The organism is Caballeronia sp. INML2, from assembly GCF_023631365.1.
In the GTDB taxonomy this organism is placed as follows: Bacteria; Pseudomonadota; Gammaproteobacteria; order Burkholderiales; family Burkholderiaceae; genus Caballeronia; species Caballeronia turbans.
Genome location: NZ_JALQDH010000106.1, coordinates 1 through 15,565, shown reverse-complemented (window position 1 = coordinate 15,565; position 15,565 = coordinate 1). Strand labels below are relative to the sequence as shown.

The window sequence follows — 15,565 nt, the reverse complement described above, 5'->3', positions numbered from 1 at the left end:
GCCTGCTTCGGTGCGCTTATGTTCGTCGCCGGCGCGGCGGTTTCGCAGGAAAGTCATCTCACGCTAGACGACATTGACAAGCTCGCGCGCGCAAAGCTCGTCGACTCGATGCGGGGCCCGCAAAGTGGCCAAGGCGTGGCAGCAGCACCGGGCAACGGCGTTGGCCTTGCTTCGCCGCTCGGCGCGACGCCTGCGGCGGTGACGGCGGCCGCACCAGCCGCGCCCAAGTTTGAGCACAAGCCCAGTGTCCCGGTAAAGCGCGTCATTCCAGCAACCTTCGTTGGCGCGTACTCCGACATGTCGGGCTCCTACGTGCTGTATGACTATCAAGGCACGACTTATACCGCGCGCAGCGGCAGCCGCTTGCTCAACGGTTGGACCGTCGCCTCCATCGACGGCTTCACCGTCAATCTTGTCGACGGCAAGCGCCACTGGACAGAGACCATCGCTGCGCCCTCCGACGCGCCCGTCGCGATTCCGGACTCGGCAGCCGTCAGGGCGATCACTGATCTGTCATCGCCGCTTCCTCCGGGCGGCATCGCGTCGACGGCTTCCACCTTCGTACCGTTTGGGAAATAAGAAATGGGTCTTTTCGCACAAGAAGAGCAGGGCACACCAGATGCTCCGCGTGGTGGCTTCCTGAAGCGGTTTCGCGCACCGCGCTCGAGCTTCATTGAGCCCGGCACGGGTGCGGAACCGAAGTTCGCGGCCGGTGAGCCGGTTGCGGGAAAACGCAAACGGCGGGAAATATTGGCCGACGAAACGGCAACCGAGCAAGCGTCGCCGGTGAGCACGCGCGCGGTGAATCCCCAAGTCAAGTTTCTCGGTCGCGCGCTGTCGGGGGGCGACATTGAGGACGTCGAGAGCACAGAGGTTGGCGATGATTGGCACTCGCCGGCGCAGGCGGGGCCTGAGAGATCCGAAACTCCGGTGCATGCGGCCGACGATTACGTGGCGTTTCGCCCGTTTGTCCCGCCTAGCTTCGAACGACCCACCTTCGCTAGTATGTCTGCGGCGATGGCGGCCAGGGAGCACGGCGTGCAAGTCAATGGTGCAGCCTCGCCAGTCGAATCGGTGGCGGCCACTGCCCGACCGAGCTACAAAGTGCAGCCTGAGCCGCAGCCGATGGCCGCGCCGTCGGCAAGCCTTGCGCACGATGCTGTCGCCGCAAACGATGCGCCCTCCGACACGCACGGCACGTCTGGTGCAAATGCGAGCCCGCTTGCGTTCGAGAAGCAAGCGGATGTCGCGCCTCAGCGGCCCATCGCCTCGGCCGAGAAAAAGGCGATGTCTGCGCCCACGAAGGTAGAGCAGGAACAGCCAGCGGAAGACGAAGATCAGCCCGAAGGCGGTGGATTGTCTTCCGGGCGGCCGGAACTCGTGTCGCCCGATTCACTTCCTGACTTCAAGCGCATTCTGACCGTGGCGGATGACGACGCCGCGCTGCGCATTCCCGCAGCCGCCCGCAAAGAGTTCGTCGCCGTTGAACTGCAGCCGGGTGTGGCGATCACAGTGGCCACCGCACGATTTGCAGAGAAGGCACAGTACGCAACTTTCATTAAGGATCTGGGCGCTAACGACATACTCGTGCGCGAGGAGATGATCGCGACCGATGCCGTAATCGCCGCAATCTACTCGGGTAAGGCCGCGGCGTCCGCGAACTCCACAGTTCGCGAAGCGAGCCGCGCGATCGGCAATTTCCGGGACATCGTTGAGGCAGCACACGCATACGGCGCAAGCGACATCCATTTCGAGCCACGGGAATTCCACAACGAGGTAGAAGTTCGGTTTCGCGTCAACGGCGACATGTACACCTTCAGTCGGATGCCGAAGGCCATCGTGCGTCGCGCCTTGTTCGCGGCGTACAGCGATCTGGTTCAGCGCAACACGAACTCGGGCAACAGCTTTCAGCCGAGCGCGCCCCAATCCGCAATGATCCCACTCGTGGTCAAGACGGACACGGTCAACCTGCGCTGGCAGTCATCCCCGCTCGTTGGCGGCTATGACGTCACGCTGCGTCTGCTCGACGGCAACTTCAAGAACTATTCGGTGCTGCTGCCCAAAGACATGGGCCTGGAGAAGAGCCAGCTTGAGCTGATCGAAACGCTCAACTATGTGAGCGGCGGCATCACAGCGCTCACCGGCGAGACCGGTTCCGGCAAGACGACAACGCTGCGCGCGCTCTCATACATGCTGCCAGATCGGGAACTCAAGAAGCAGTTCGCAGTGAACGAGCCGTCCGAGTATCCGATGCCGTGGCTGTCGGACTACTCGATCATCCGCCGCCCGGATGAGACTGACGATGAAGCGAACCGAAAGTACGCGGAAGTCATCCGAACGCTGATGCGGCAGGACCCAGACGATCTGACGATCGGGGAAGTCCGTGACCGCGTCGTGATGGGATTGGTCGCGGAACTTGCGCTGACCGGCCACCCGGTACGCTTTTCATTGCACGCGGGCGACATCATCGCTGCCGTGATGCGTATGGCGGGCGGGCGGCTGCAACTGCCGATCGACGAGCTGGCTTCCGAGGGATTCATCAATGCAGTCGGCAATCAGAAGCTGATCCCGACGCTTTGCGAGCACTGCAAGCTGCCGGCGGAGGACGTCATGCCCAAAGCTGACCTCGAACTGCTGCGCACGAAGTTCGGCCTCAACACCTCGCGGATGGCGTGCCGCAACTACGACGGCTGCGAACACTGCCGGCTTAAAGGGCTTTTCACGCGCAACGGCAAGGTGGCAGGCGGCACGAAGCGCCCGTCGCTAGCTGCCGAGTTGTATCGCCCGACCCCGGAATTTTTGGAGCGCGTTGCCGAGCGCGACTGGGCCGGTGCGCGCGTAGTTTGGCGCGGCGAGCGTCGTACCGGGTTCGATAACGCTGATATGACTGGAAAGACGCTATATGAACATGCTCTTTTCAAGGCTTCGCGCGGTTTGATTGACCCACAATTCATCAATCGCTCGATGCAGTCCTTCGCGCAGTACCGCGTGATGCCCGGCGTCGATGGCTTGATGGTCTAAACCTGGTCCTCCATGATCACCACGTTCGCAAAGATGCTGCCCGTGCGGCAGCAGTTGGTCGTCGCGCGCTGGCGGTTTCAGAAAGTCCGCGAGGACTTCTACCGCGAGACGCGTCTTGATATCGCAGCGAAGGGACTGCGCAACACCGAGACGCTGTTCGACCGGCTTGAAACGTACGAGAAGCGCAGCCGTTCACGAGGCAAGCTCGAGTGGCGTGTGTTCGCGCGCATCCGCGAGACCATGCAGCGCGGGGAAAGCTTCGCGCTTGCAATCAAGCCATACGTCCCTGGGGACGAGTACGCGCTGCTGGACATCGCGGACGAGTCTTCGCGCCAAGATGCGGTCGTTCGGGGCTTCGAGCTCGCGGAAATGGCAGCGAAGGCAAAGCGCGTGCTGTCGTCGACCACCTCGGTGCAGATGGCATACCCGGCGTTGCTGCTGGTCTACATGTACGCGTACTGCATGCTGTTTGGCGGTGTCATTTTCCCGCAGGTGCTTGACGTCCGGCCGCTCGAGCAATGGCCCGATCTTGGCCGGTTCCTCTATCACGTCGACACGTTCTGCTACGAGTACTGGTGGCTCACGCTCACGGCGATGATCGGCCTTGTGCTCGCTTATTTTTCGAGCCTGAAGCGCTGGGCGGGTCCGCTGCGCGACAAGTTCGACCGCATGCCGCTACTTTGGCGCAATCGCCGCGATCTCCGCGCGGCGCTGCTCATCGTCTCGCTCGCAGGCCTGTTCGACTCCAATCTCACGCTGCGCGCGGCGCTCGACCGGCTTCTCAAGACGGCCGATCCGTGGCTGCGCTGGCATTTGAAGATCATGGATCGACGCTTGACGGCCCGATCCGATGAGCCGATGCGCGCGCTCGACACCGGCATCTTTTCGGTCACGATCGTCGACACGATCACAGACGCTGCGGGCCGCGATCAGTTCGAAGCCGCTATCAAGAGTCTAGGCCGCGAGTCGCTCGATCGCGTCGTTGAAGCAGTTAAGCGCAACGCTCGAACGACGCACTTCATCCTGCTCGGCTTTGCCGCCGCACTGTTTCTGACCCTCGGCATTGGCTCATACGTCGTGACGGGTGCCGTCAACCTCACATCGGGTAATCCCGCCGCTTCTAGCTACTAAGGAAAAGCAAAGTGACCAACGAAAACACGCAAGCAATTCAAGTCGACCCGATTAAAGAACGCCGGGCGCGCATTCTTAAAATTGCCCGTGCCAAGAAGCAGTCGGGCGAGCTCTCGATGATCGAGGCAGGCGCGGTGATGGCTGGCGCTGCGCTACTCGCGCTGGCTGTCTATGCGGGCGGCAAGTACGTGCTCGATCTGATTCATTCGTCTCAGTTCAAAAGCGAAGCCCAGATGTTCCACACCGGGATCCTGAACGCGACGCAGAACGACGCCGATTTCTCCTCTGAAACGCTTACGGTGCTGGCGCAGAATCACGCCTTTGATTCCGCGGGATCGCGCGTCGCATCGGACAAGTCAGCGGTCAAGGGCATGTTCAACGGCACGGTGACGGCTGCCGTCGGCACGCTCGTTACCTCGAATGATTCTTTGATTCTGACGTATCCGGTCACATCGACGGTTTGCTCCCTGAGTGCCGCTGCGCTGATCACCGTCTATACGCAGGTGACTGTCAACGGCACAACCATTTTTTCGCCGACGGTCACGTTCAACCCGCAGACGGTCGCCACTGCATGCGCGTCGAACGGCGCGATGGCGTCGATGGGACTGTGGACCACCCGTACCTGATCGCGGACCGCCGACATGGGAAGCATTCTCGAGATGTTGATCGTCCTGGTCGGCGCGGCCTTGCTGACGGTACAGGGAATCAGAGAAGACATCGCTGCCAAGCGACAAAATCTGCTCCAGATCGAAGGGCAGAACATTGCGTCGATCAACTCGGCGCTCGGTAGCTACATCACCAACAACTACGCGTCGCTTATTCCCGCGGGCTTTTCGCAGACGACGTCTACGCCGATTGCTGCGCCGACGCTGGCGCAACTGAGCGCGCAGTCGAATAACAAGGTCGCGTTTAAGAACGGGCCGTTCTGGGGCGGCACTTACCAAATCGCTTTGTCCGTTGTGCCCGACAACTGTTCGACCGCAGCCGGCAATTGCCATATCGCCTCGCAAATCTATCCAAGCCTGCCGCTTATCAGCATGACGGACAAAACGCCCGACATCGCCGGCGCCGGTGTGGTCGCTGCGGCCGGGGGAGCGGAGTTCGGCTATTCGACAAACCGAGCGCCGGCGACGGTGACCGGCATTCATGGCGGCTGGACGATGCCTAATCCAGTCGGCAGCAAGGCTGGAATGGTATTGGCGATCAACGGCTTTGGTGCGGACGGCAATTCGCCGTATTACCGCCGTGATGGCGCACTGCCGCTGACAGGCACGATGAACGCCAACAATCAGGACATGCAAAACGTCGGCAATGTCACGCTGGGCGTGAACAAGGTCTTGAAGTTGCAGGCGGGCAATAGCCTGCAGATCGACAACGGTGCGATGTACTACGGTGACAGCGTGAACGCTGCCGTGCGTACCAAGGGCAACCTCTATGTGCAGAACTATCAGGGGACGGGGCCGGCCGGGCTGAACGTCGGGGACGTTAGTTCGTCAGGGACGGTCTCTGGCAACACTATCAACGGCAATGTTGCGAACATCAACTACACCGCCAGCAAGTGCAGCTGGAACGGAGTGACGATCCGCAACAACCTCATGTACGTGTGCAATAAGTGGGGCAACTGGGTGGGTGCGAGCACTCTAGTGAGCAATCAGTCGGCAGATGCCCAATACAGCGGTTGGTACAACGGATGGGGCGTTACACCGCCTTCATGCGGCCCCGGCGGGACGGCCTGGTATCGCATCACTCCGCAATCGCTGACGACCGACTATTCCAATCACAATCCGCCGATCTCCGGCGCGCGTTACGCGATGGGTTGGAACGGCTCGCAATGGGTGCTGCAGATCTACGACGTGCTCGCTGACGGCGCAAACACGCTTGTGCAAGATCAACTCGGCCTGCAAGCGCAAATCGACGTTGGCTGTAACTATTCAAACCAATAAGATCATGAAGCGAATCGGGACGGCAATCTCGTTTGGGCTGATGGCGACTCTTAGCGGGGTGCTGACGGCTCCAGTCACCTCCAACGCGGAATGGGTTCAGAATCCCATCGGCGTTCCGCGTGCGCCCGGTTGCGATCCGGGGTATTCGTGGCAGAAGCTCGGTGTGCGATATCAATGCGCCACGCCACAACCTAATTGCGCGTACGGCTTTGCTAGTGGGCCAGTTTGGACAGGAACAGCTTGGAACTACTCCTGTAATGTACCGCCGCCGCCGAGCTGTCCGAACGGATACACACAAGTAGCTGCTCCATCGTGGAACGGCTCCGCCTGGGTGGGACAGCAGTGCAAACCGAATTCGCAGCAACCGACAGGGAATCCCGAGCCAGCCTGCCGAGCCTACGTGACTCAGCAACTCGGATTCTGGCCTGGATGGGGCGTGCAGAACTCGATTCTTGACGACGGTACAAACACAACCTTCATTACCAACACCTACAACACATCTCCAAACACGTACCAGTATGCGATGTGCAGGGCGAGCGATAGTACCGGCGAAGTGAACGGCTACGATGTGCAGGGTTATGGCGACACAGCGGGCTCGGGCGGCTGAGGCAACTGTTCGCAAGAAAATGCCGCCGCGCGCTGCTCAGGGGCATCTAATTTCAGTCTTGCAACCGATAAAAAAGCCGCCAGATCGACTAGCGGCTTTGTTTTTCTAAGCGCCGACCTTTGTTAGCCGATCACGTTACCGGTCGTGAAACTGAAGGTACGGGAGAACGCGACGCCGTTAATCGTGCCCGTGAGCGAGACCGTATATTGAGAGTTAGGAGACAATGGAGTGGTCGGGTACGCAACGCCTTGCCATGGCAGCAGGAGCTTGTTTGGGTCTTTGGCCGAATCGAGAACCTGCAATGCGATCACGTGCGACGACGAATCGGTCATCGTGCCGGTCTGCATCACGATTGTGTCAGTCGGGTTGCCCGCGACAGCGACTGGTGTACCCCAATGGCCCGACGTGGCAGGGGGCGTCGGCATTTCCCCGAAAGAGTCGTACGCAACGCCGGTAGTCCCTTGGCACGGGAACGTCAACGGAGCGTTTGTCGTTACTTGCTGAAAGTTCGTCAGTTGCATCGAAAACTGCTCTTGCGGGAAACCGTTGTACGTCGTTGCGACCTTACCGATACCGATCGTGTTCGTAGGCGAGGCCGCGATGCTGATGTGATACACGCCCGACTCGAACTCATAGACGGCTTCCTGACCGTATTGCGTTTCCGTCAACGTGGCGTTCGTATAAATGCCACCCGACACGCCGATGGAACCGTTGTTCTGCGTATATCCAAAATGGGCTGCGCGATCAACGAAAGTAGCGCCCGTGAAGCCGGGATTGCCCGACACCTCGGTATCGGTAACCACACTGTTTAATGCAAGGTACTGAGCGTGTGCCGCCGTCGCCTGATCGAGCGCCGTGTTCTCCTGCAGGGCCGGGAAGCCGCATTGCTGGCGCTGTTGGTTGAGCAGGTTGAAGGCGGCCAGATGGAAGCTGTCAGCAGGGTACTGAGGCGTCGTCAAGTTCGCCGGATTGGTCGGAGTCGCGGGCGTGCTGGCACCGCTTGCCGGGGCCGCGGGCGATGCATCGCTGCCGCCGCCACCGCCACCGCCGCAAGCAGCGACCAAAAGCGATGCAGCGATCGCGGCCATCGAGAGTTTGAAGTTTTTCTGAATCGTCATTTGTGTTTCCGATCTAGTTATTGCAGTCGCCCCCGCGATCTGCTTACTTTCATCTTATCGAGCGGTGTTCGAAGTCAAGGCGACTCGGAAGCCCGCCGCGAAACCGCTTTCCTCGTTGGCAAATTGCCGTTGGCCAAACGGCGGCGCAGGCATTGTAATACCCGGTAAGGGGTTGGAATTTGGCACCGTTGTTTGGTCGCAACCGTTTGCTACTGGTGTTTGCCGCGGGCGCGGAAGTGCTTCACCCGCAAGGCGATGAAGACGACGCCGAGCACCGCAGCAACGGCGACGGGCTGTTTCGCGCCGACTGAAGAGAGGAGGGCGGTGCCGCCCCAAAGGAGAATGAGAAAAGTCGCGAGCGCGCCGAAGGCTTTGCTTTTCGACACAGCCGCGAACTGCCGCCGGCCTGAGCCGAACTGCTGGGCGAAACGAACATTGCTTCGCTCAAGGTCGAACGCTTCGTCCGGTTGTGCCGTCGCCCGATCGGCTCGGTAGTGCTGCTCGTACCGGTGGAATCGCGCGTCGCCGCGACCTTCGAGCCACGCCGCTACACTGTCCGGAAAGAGGTAAGCGAAGTCCTGCATGGCTCAGTGCGCCACGTCAGAGTGGAATTCGACCGCACCGATTGCGTCGGGAATGCATCGTCCGTCGGACTCCGCGTAGTACTCGCCGGTTACCAAGTCGAGCCAGCCGAACTGAGGGCGGCCGTCGCGAGAGAAGACCACTAGACCAGCCTCGACGTTGAATTCATGGGGCATCACCAACTCCTTTATATATGGCTATTTTTTGGCCTTACGGCCTTTGCGCTTAGGCTCTGTCAGGCGCGGCTTCAGGTCGCCAGTGCAACCGGGACATACGAAATCTTTCGCCAATTCGATCTTCCCTTCGTCGTTCGCCAAGATGTACTCCGTCGCGCAAGTTCTGCATGGTGCAACATTCAACCTCGAATCGATAGCCATAGAGCGGGTGAGATGGTTCGCGCGGTCAGCAGAAACGGCGAGCCGACTACCAAACATCTTGTCGAGAACGTCGTTGGACGCAATCAGCGCTTCCGGAATGTTCGCTCCGTTCTTCAGCGCGCACCGATAAAGCCATACGAGCATGGTTGCTTGGAGCCGGTGCACGGGACGCTCGACGTACCACGTCAACGAGCTTGCACTGTTCCCGCACGGCGAGCTGACGCCGTGGATCTCGCGATACGTGCTGCGAGTGATGGCCGAGGTCACGCCAAACAAGTTTGTGGCGGTCGAAGCGCGACAGCCCTGGGTCATCATTAATCTTGCGTAGATCTCACGCCTAGCGCGGTCGAGCCGCAGGTCGGACCACACATTCTTGAAAGGTAGCCCGCTCGGCTTGAGGTTCGAGGTGCGCATGACATAGTGAGCGACGGCCTCTTCGGTAAGAGAATCTGCGCCGTATTGTCGCCAGAAGCGATCGTCGTCAAACCGCCATCTATACAGTGGGAAGCGAATCCCACCGATTGCTGCTTCCAGCCGTCCAATCGGCAAGCCCATCAGGTACTCGGCTAACTCGAACGAGATACCGAGGAGGGGCGCTGCGAGCACGCTCTGGTGCAGCACGTCTTTCAGCAGCGAGACATAGGCGCAGTTGTAGTGAAAAATATCGCGCGCCGTCACGTCGTCGACGAAGGGCATCGCTGAGGACAGCTTCGACACTGCAGTCGAAAACATGATCCCGTCGACAAACGTCGCCCAATCGCGAGGGTCCTGCAGCGCCGGCGACAGCGCCAGGAACGGCATGTTCATAAGCTTGGCCATCGGTACGGCGTGCGCCTTGAACGTTTCCATGTTGTCGAACGAGACGCCAAAGAATGCTTCGGCGCCGCTGTACCGCGCGAGTACCTTATGGATAACCGCGGTCAGCGAGAAGTTGGTCCTTTGTATCTTCTCAGCGAGATACTGGCGAAGGGCAATGTTGGTCTCAACGGCATCAAGCGTGGTGGTCGACATATTATTTATATTGTTGCTGGCGGATGCGACCCCATCGCGTCCGCCTTATCGTTATGGCAGGTACGTCTTACAGCTTTCGCAAACCCGTCTCAATCTCGCTGAGGTGCTTGCGCATCATTGCGGCCAGCGTTTGGACCAACGGTTCGTGCTGCCCAAGTCCATCGGAAGCCTGAACCGCCACCTGAGCCAGCGTGAGCTTGCCCGCGAATTGCTCAAATGCAGATAGCGCTTCTTGCATCGCTGCTTGAACGCGGTTAGCAGCCTCAATGGCGCCGGCCTCTTTCTTCCTGTCGGCCTCAAGTCGTTCCAACTCGGCGCGCCTCTCGACCAGCTGCTCTTCTAGCTGTTTGAGTTCAGCGTTGCGCTTTTCCAGTGATTCGGAAATGCTTTTATAACCAGCGGGGGTCGTCTCAACTTCCTTGATCTGAACTTCCGGCTTCCGGTCGAGCAGCGCGTTTCTTTCCTCGTTCAGCCTTGCAATTTCCTTGTCCTTGTCCGCAAGGTCCTTTTCAAGGTTGGCTAGGCCCGCCTGCCGACCGGTGTAATAGCTGTCCATGCGCTGTAGCTGGGCCTCTTTTTCGGCGATCAGTTTCGCAGTGGCGTCGAGCTGTTGCTGAAGCCGGTTGGCTTCGTCCTCCGCGACCCGCTGAGCGGTTTTGCTGTCCTCGAGCAGCGCCTCGTAGTTGTCTAGCTCTGCTTTTCGGTCAGCCAGTGCCTCTTCCTGCTTCTGCAGCGTCGCCAGCATTTTGCGAATGTCTTCGCGGGTCATATGCTCGTTGGCCTGCTTTGCCGCGAGAATGGCCGCAACCTGTTCGTCGGTCACGTGGTCGGAAGCGAGGATGTCCAGTTCGCCGACGTTGAATACCCGGATAGCCTCGGTGTTGTCGAGGAACGCCTCATAGCAACGCATGTACTTGCGGGCCGCCGGCATCTTCACGCCGAGAGCCAAGTCGAAGAATGAATATCCCAACGTCGCAGCCCGTCGCAGGGCAGTTGTCTTGTTGCCTGACGTCGTGACCAGCGCGTTTTTAATCAGGTGCATGGAGTTGATCAACAGGCCGCCTATCGTTTTAAGGTCGGTTGAAACTCGCGCTCTCGCCTCCGCGATCGTTACCATGTTCTCGACGAGCTGAGCGATGAGATCGGTGAACTCGGGGCCGTCTCCGAAAAGCTGCCGGGCAACCGTTTCGATCTTCGAGCGTTCGACACCGCCGGCCGAAACTGGGCCAAAAATGTCGTCCAACGGATCGTGAAGTTCCGTTTTTCGCAATTGCAGGTTCTTCTTAGAATCGTCACTACTTGAGGACATAACTTCTCTCCAGATTTGCAGCACCCCCGCGCGCTGCGTTCAAACCCCGCGAGGACTTCGCTCGCGGATAAGAAAATGGTGTCAGTACACAACCAGCCGCATCCGCGCGTGAGCGCACTTACTCGCCACAGCGGCAGTTCTCATCCTGTGCAACCTTTGCCGTCGGAGGACGTGCTTTCTCACACATGTAAGCGATCGTAACGGCGCTCCCGAGCACGACTGACATTTAAAGACACTGTTTTTACCCCGTCTTTCGCCTTCCGGGAGTGAAAGGTAGTGTTTTTGTCCATCTTTGCAAACGTTTAACGGTTCATTTCTGAAACACTTAAGCAATTCCTGAGTTTTGACGTGGAAGCGATTACCTAGCGGAAAAACTTGAAACTTTCCCGAATTACCGGTAGCCGGCGCGTCGCGCGGACCTTGTGCGCCATGAAACCTTCGGTCGAGGTGTCCGCATACATGAGTACCGCTTCGCGGGCCTTGGCAACGTCCACCGCCGACCTGCCGATGTACTCTGCACGCTTCGAACGCAACCAGTGGGGGAGGTCGTCCAGTGCCAATAGATCGGTCGATAGTTCCGGATGGAGGACGACTTCTGGCGACACGAAGAGACCCGCGCCAGCGACCGGCCATATCGCAGGAAGCTGCTCTCGGAGGAAACGGATCTTGCTGCGGTTTTGTTCGATAGGCGAGCGGCGCTCGTCCGCCTTTCCGTTGGGCGCAATGCGTGTCAGCATCGAGGTGCAATTCGACGGCGCGATGCGGCCGGACCAATTCTTCGTCTCGAAAACGAAGACGCCGAACGGCGTGATCGCGAGGTGATCGATCTCTGCGGTAGGGAACGCAGTCCCGGGAGCATGTTCTATCAGCAACGTCCCTTCGTGCAGGTAGAAGCTATCGCCGCACAGCCACCTGAGGGTCGTTCGAAGCTTTGCTTGAGCCAGAGCCTCGCCGGCCGCACCGATATCGTCCGACAAGCGTTTTGCGCGATGGGCGCTGCGCGAACCAGATCGGCTCCGCCGCTTGATGGCTTTGAATACGTGATAGCCGCCGACTGCGACAAGCATTTCGAAGAACATTCGCTGCCTCCCTGTTGAGCATGTAACTAGCATGCCAAGGACAAATGGAAGTCAAGTGAGCACCGCGGCGCTGCCACGTCCCGCGCCGAAAATCGAAAGGCGGTGTGAAATTGGGAGCTTTCGCGCGCACGCGCTCGCGGCCCACGCGTAAATTGCCTGTTATCCCCGCGTCACCGACGCATCGACCCAAGCCGCCGCGGAGCATGGGTGCGCGCGCTTGCGATCTCTTCTTCCATCCGCAGTGAGCTGCTTTCGCCACGCCTTCATCGAGCCGTGACGAAAGCGTCTCTCCGCGCGCCCGTTTTTCCCTGCTCACCCGAGCATCGAAAACCATCCAGCGCTGTACTGGCTGGACATCCCCTAGTGCGTCTTTTTCTGGAGAGAAAAATGCCGAAGCAGTTGGTCATGAAGGCGATGAAATCGCCCGGCTGGTTGGTCGCTGTTTGCTTTGCGTTGTGGCTTGCTGCGCACTCGTTCTTCGCCTTTCTGTTTGTTTCTGCCACCGTCGCTGTTTGGATCAAGAGATCCATCAAGGCGGCGCTGAAAGAAGAGAAAGCGGAGGATTCGAAGGCTCCCGCGCACGCCGTTGTCGCTTCGGCTCCCGCCGACGCCAACGTCACGCCCATCAAACGTCAGTACGCCAAGTCCGCAGTGGTCGTTCCACTTAAGACAGGCACCGACGACTAGTCGCTACGCCTGAATGTCAAGACTGCCCGCGCGGGCGGTCTTGACCCCTCACCCCAACGGGACACCATCCCGTTGCGGGCATGGGTTCCCGTTTATTCGGAGATTCCCATGCAAGCAGAAGTAGCAGCATGGCAACTGGACATGTTCGACGCTCCTCCAGCGCCGATCACGCGTGCCCGAGCCAAGCCCGATCCTCTGCCCGATCCGCATCTGTGGAGCGAGGCGGTAAAAGACAAAATGGTCGACGCGTTGATCAGTCTTGCGACTGACAGCAGACGCGGCGACAACATGCCCGAGTCGTTGATGGACTGCGCTGTACTGTTCAGCGAGCGACTCAGAAACAGAAAGAAGATGGAAGTCGAAGACTACCGAGCAACGCTCGGCTGGGTTATGGAGTTCTGGAGCGGGGCGCTGCCGTATCGGTTCGTCTGCCAGATCAACGGCGTCGATCCCGAGTTCTTGCAAGACGTCATCCTGAGCAACCCGCTGCTCAAGCGCGACATGGAAGAAGTGCGTCGCGAGTGCTTCGGCACGCTGGTGTAGGAGGCCGACGATGAGCACATCAACATTCGGCCGGCTGATCGGGACGCTTTTCGGAGTGACGCCGCAACCGCAGCGTCGCAGCGACAATCCCACAAGCCATTCATCCCCGATCGAGGTCGGTAAGGGCGGTGCCAACGAACGGCACATCGCCATCGCAGGACAACCGATGTTGTTCCGCGATGAAGGTGGAGTCGTCGTGCAGTTTCGTCCGGCGTTCGACTACGAGCTGCGACCAACGGCTGTCGGCATGAAGCTGATACCGGCGCTCGCGCCGCACTGGGAAGTGCTGCACGAGTACAAGGGCACGTTGACCGACGCCATTGCGGCTGCACTCAAGGGCGCTCATGCGCAAGACACGCCTTCGCCCGACGCCAAACCCGTTCGACCAGTCAATGTCAGCGACGCGCGACCCCGGCCAGAAGTTACGGACGCCGTCGTGACAGCGCCCCCTCGACCCGCTGAGTCGTCACATCGGCGGACCGAGCGCGCGAGGTACGGGGTGTTGCGAGAGTGGGGGGAGAAGCGATTCCCCGATGGCAAGCGCCCTGGCAAGACGTATGAATCGTTTTGCGTGACGCTCGAGCATCGCGGCGAGACGCACGTTCTCCAAGGCGAGGGCCTCCGCGACGCAATCGCAGAGTCGGCCTGTCGCATCGGTGACCGCGTTGAAGTCAAGCGGATCGGCAAAACCAAAGTGCCAGCAGTCGATGGACGTGGGCGACCTAAGCTAGACGCCAGCGGCGAGCAAGTGCTGTGGGACAAATGGCTTTGGTCGATTTCCAAAAAATCTTAAAGGAGTTAGTTATGGCATCAGTAAACAAAGTCATCCTCGTCGGCAACCTCGGGGCTGACCCTGAGACGCGTTACCTGCCGAGCGGCGATGCGGTCGCGAATATTCGACTCGCAACAACCGATCGCTACAAAGACAAGGCCTCGGGCGAAATGAAGGAGCAGACCGAATGGCATCGAGTGTCGTTCTTCGGTCGGCTGGCTGAGATCGTCAACGAGTATCTGAAGAAGGGCTCGTCGGTGTACATCGAAGGCAGAATCCGCACGCGCAAGTACACGGACCAAGCCGGGCAGGAGCGGTACTCGACGGAAATCGTCGCAGACCAGATGCAAATGCTCGGCGGCCGCTCTACGGGCGATCGTTCATCCAATGACGGCTTCGAGAGCCAACGCCCTGCACGTCAAGAACGTTCGCAGCAGCCGCGATGGAGCAACCCTGCGCCGGCGAATCGCGAACCGCAATCGACGTCGTTCGGTGGAGGCGGCGGCTTCGCAGACATGGACGATGACATCCCGTTCCGGGGATTCCTGACGCGGCGCGAGTGGGCCGCGATCTGATCCCGTAACGGCTCACCTCACCTCCTGTTTCTTCTCACCTTCGTTGCTTCGTCGAACCGGAAACGGTCGGCGGAGCCGCGAAGCGTCTCTTTCCTACGCGACACGGCCTCATTCGTCGCTACACCCACCTTTCGCTTCCCCTGCTGAAAAAAGCCGCCCGCCGTGCTCGCCTCGCGCGAGGCGGACGGCTTTTTTGAGCACGGTTTCACCGCCTGTTCAGGCATCGACCTCAACCACACCACAACTGGAGTGACAATGAATGTGAAGGACATCAAGCTGTCCCCGGAACAGTGGATTGCGTTGCTCCAGAAGTATGGAGTGCCCGCAAGCTCATTGACCGGGAAGGGCGCACCCTGTCCCATCTGCGGCGGAAACGACCGCTTCACCTACGACAACAACCGCGGGCGGGGCGACTGGGTCTGCCGCAAGTGCAACGACGGCGACCGAAAAGCCGGCGACGGCTTCGAGCTCATCTGCAAGTCCGCCGGAATGACTTTCCGCGAACTCATGATCGAACTTGAAGGCGGCAGTCTGGCCGATGCACGGCAAAACCGAGCGCAACCGGCGGCCCCGGCGCCTGGCCGAAAGGTCGACCCCGAGTGGGCGCGCAAGCGTCTCGATTCAATGTGGGATCGCGCGACGCTGGTCGGGACCGATGGCCTCGTTCCGCGATACCTGCGCCAACGGGTGCCGGGTTTGACAGTGGCGCCGTCCGCAGCGCTGCGCATGGCGATGCTCGATTACCGGCACGAGAAGAAGGTCATCGGTCAGTGGCCGGGCATCCTTGCCCGCTTCACGTTGCCGGACGGC

At 59.9% G+C, this 15,565-nt stretch carries 17 protein-coding genes; 11 read left to right on the top strand and 6 right to left on the bottom strand.

Going from position 1 to position 15,565, the window contains the following annotated elements; all coding sequences use genetic code 11:
• Positions 1-18 precede the first annotated feature (18 nt).
• The 6 genes from NCT32_RS32225 (at position 19) to NCT32_RS32200 (ending at position 6,702) form a co-directional block, all read left to right on the top strand.
• On the top strand, positions 19-579 hold the full coding sequence (locus NCT32_RS32225; RefSeq protein WP_250491241.1) for a hypothetical protein: 561 nt from the start codon (positions 19-21) through the stop codon (positions 577-579).
• A 3-nt stretch (positions 580-582) separates the two neighbouring features.
• Positions 583-3,021 (top strand): ATPase, T2SS/T4P/T4SS family, encoded by a 2,439-nt coding sequence (locus NCT32_RS32220; protein WP_250491240.1) that lies wholly within the window; start codon positions 583-585, stop codon positions 3,019-3,021.
• Positions 3,022-3,033: 12 nt separating this feature from the next.
• A complete protein-coding gene (locus NCT32_RS32215) occupies positions 3,034-4,152 on the top strand; it encodes a type II secretion system protein (RefSeq protein WP_250491239.1) in 1,119 nt (372 codons plus the stop codon).
• Positions 4,153-4,163: 11 nt separating this feature from the next.
• The gene (locus tag NCT32_RS32210) at positions 4,164-4,778 is read left to right on the top strand and encodes a type 4 pilus major pilin (RefSeq protein WP_250491238.1); all 615 of its coding nucleotides are present in this window, start codon (positions 4,164-4,166) and stop codon (positions 4,776-4,778) included.
• Between the two features lie 15 nt (positions 4,779-4,793).
• Complete coding sequence (locus NCT32_RS32205; RefSeq protein WP_250491237.1) at positions 4,794-6,095, top strand: hypothetical protein; 1,302 nt, start codon at positions 4,794-4,796, stop codon at positions 6,093-6,095.
• 400 nt (positions 6,096-6,495) lie between these two features.
• Positions 6,496-6,702 carry a hypothetical protein gene (locus tag NCT32_RS32200; RefSeq protein ID WP_250491236.1) on the top strand — a complete coding sequence of 69 codons (207 nt, stop codon included), beginning with the start codon at positions 6,496-6,498 and terminating at the stop codon, positions 6,700-6,702.
• Between the two features lie 122 nt (positions 6,703-6,824).
• Here the strand turns inward: NCT32_RS32200 and NCT32_RS32195 are convergent, their stop codons facing one another.
• The 6 genes from NCT32_RS32195 to NCT32_RS32170 form a co-directional block, all read right to left on the bottom strand.
• Complete coding sequence (locus NCT32_RS32195) at positions 6,825-7,820, bottom strand: CAP domain-containing protein (RefSeq protein WP_250491235.1); 996 nt, start codon at positions 7,818-7,820, stop codon at positions 6,825-6,827.
• A gap of 209 nt (positions 7,821-8,029) precedes the next feature.
• Positions 8,030-8,404, bottom strand: coding sequence for a hypothetical protein (locus NCT32_RS32190; RefSeq protein ID WP_250491234.1), 375 nt, complete (start codon positions 8,402-8,404; stop codon positions 8,030-8,032).
• 3 nt (positions 8,405-8,407) lie between these two features.
• Entirely contained in the window at positions 8,408-8,578 is a 171-nt protein-coding gene (locus tag NCT32_RS32185; RefSeq protein WP_250491233.1) for a hypothetical protein, read from the bottom strand.
• A 21-nt stretch (positions 8,579-8,599) separates the two neighbouring features.
• Complete coding sequence (locus tag NCT32_RS32180; protein ID WP_250491232.1) at positions 8,600-9,790, bottom strand: FlhC family transcriptional regulator; 1,191 nt, start codon at positions 9,788-9,790, stop codon at positions 8,600-8,602.
• Positions 9,791-9,857: 67 nt separating this feature from the next.
• Positions 9,858-11,099 carry a hypothetical protein gene (locus tag NCT32_RS32175; protein WP_250491231.1) on the bottom strand — a complete coding sequence of 414 codons (1,242 nt, stop codon included), beginning with the start codon at positions 11,097-11,099 and terminating at the stop codon, positions 9,858-9,860.
• 362 nt (positions 11,100-11,461) lie between these two features.
• Positions 11,462-12,178 carry a nuclease-related domain-containing protein gene (locus NCT32_RS32170; RefSeq protein WP_250491230.1) on the bottom strand — a complete coding sequence of 239 codons (717 nt, stop codon included), beginning with the start codon at positions 12,176-12,178 and terminating at the stop codon, positions 11,462-11,464.
• A 387-nt stretch (positions 12,179-12,565) separates the two neighbouring features.
• Here NCT32_RS32170 and NCT32_RS32165 point away from each other — a divergent pair, with 387 nt between their 5' ends.
• The 5 genes from NCT32_RS32165 to NCT32_RS32145 all read left to right on the top strand — a co-directional run.
• Positions 12,566-12,865 carry a hypothetical protein gene (locus NCT32_RS32165; RefSeq protein ID WP_238218258.1) on the top strand — a complete coding sequence of 100 codons (300 nt, stop codon included), beginning with the start codon at positions 12,566-12,568 and terminating at the stop codon, positions 12,863-12,865.
• Positions 12,866-12,973: 108 nt separating this feature from the next.
• On the top strand, positions 12,974-13,408 hold the full coding sequence (locus NCT32_RS32160; RefSeq protein ID WP_250491229.1) for a hypothetical protein: 435 nt from the start codon (positions 12,974-12,976) through the stop codon (positions 13,406-13,408).
• 10 nt (positions 13,409-13,418) lie between these two features.
• Entirely contained in the window at positions 13,419-14,201 is a 783-nt protein-coding gene (locus tag NCT32_RS32155; RefSeq protein WP_238218259.1) for a hypothetical protein, read from the top strand.
• 11 nt (positions 14,202-14,212) lie between these two features.
• Complete coding sequence (locus NCT32_RS32150) at positions 14,213-14,755, top strand: single-stranded DNA-binding protein (protein WP_250491268.1); 543 nt, start codon at positions 14,213-14,215, stop codon at positions 14,753-14,755.
• 162 nt (positions 14,756-14,917) lie between these two features.
• Positions 14,918-15,565, top strand: a 648-nt coding sequence (locus tag NCT32_RS32145; protein WP_311768212.1) for a primase-helicase zinc-binding domain-containing protein, incomplete at its 3' end; no start/stop codon positions are given.

What these genes read in the sequence shown, in the direction of transcription:
- NCT32_RS32225 (WP_250491241.1), top strand. Translation starts at nt 19, where the DNA reads ATGTTCGTCGCCGGCGCGGCGGTTTCGCAGGAAAGTCATCTCACGCTA.
- NCT32_RS32220 (WP_250491240.1), top strand. Translation starts at nt 583, where the DNA reads ATGGGTCTTTTCGCACAAGAAGAGCAGGGCACACCAGATGCTCCGCGT.
- NCT32_RS32215 (WP_250491239.1), top strand. Translation starts at nt 3,034, where the DNA reads ATGATCACCACGTTCGCAAAGATGCTGCCCGTGCGGCAGCAGTTGGTC.
- NCT32_RS32205 (WP_250491237.1), top strand. Translation starts at nt 4,794, where the DNA reads ATGGGAAGCATTCTCGAGATGTTGATCGTCCTGGTCGGCGCGGCCTTG.
- NCT32_RS32195 (WP_250491235.1), bottom strand. Translation starts at nt 7,820, where the DNA reads ATGACGATTCAGAAAAACTTCAAACTCTCGATGGCCGCGATCGCTGCA.
- NCT32_RS32190 (WP_250491234.1), bottom strand. Translation starts at nt 8,404, where the DNA reads ATGCAGGACTTCGCTTACCTCTTTCCGGACAGTGTAGCGGCGTGGCTC.
- NCT32_RS32185 (WP_250491233.1), bottom strand. Translation starts at nt 8,578, where the DNA reads ATGCCCCATGAATTCAACGTCGAGGCTGGTCTAGTGGTCTTCTCTCGC.
- NCT32_RS32180 (WP_250491232.1), bottom strand. Translation starts at nt 9,790, where the DNA reads ATGTCGACCACCACGCTTGATGCCGTTGAGACCAACATTGCCCTTCGC.
- NCT32_RS32175 (WP_250491231.1), bottom strand. Translation starts at nt 11,099, where the DNA reads ATGTCCTCAAGTAGTGACGATTCTAAGAAGAACCTGCAATTGCGAAAA.
- NCT32_RS32170 (WP_250491230.1), bottom strand. Translation starts at nt 12,178, where the DNA reads ATGTTCTTCGAAATGCTTGTCGCAGTCGGCGGCTATCACGTATTCAAA.
- NCT32_RS32165 (WP_238218258.1), top strand. Translation starts at nt 12,566, where the DNA reads ATGCCGAAGCAGTTGGTCATGAAGGCGATGAAATCGCCCGGCTGGTTG.
- NCT32_RS32160 (WP_250491229.1), top strand. Translation starts at nt 12,974, where the DNA reads ATGCAAGCAGAAGTAGCAGCATGGCAACTGGACATGTTCGACGCTCCT.
- NCT32_RS32155 (WP_238218259.1), top strand. Translation starts at nt 13,419, where the DNA reads ATGAGCACATCAACATTCGGCCGGCTGATCGGGACGCTTTTCGGAGTG.
- NCT32_RS32150 (WP_250491268.1), top strand. Translation starts at nt 14,213, where the DNA reads ATGGCATCAGTAAACAAAGTCATCCTCGTCGGCAACCTCGGGGCTGAC.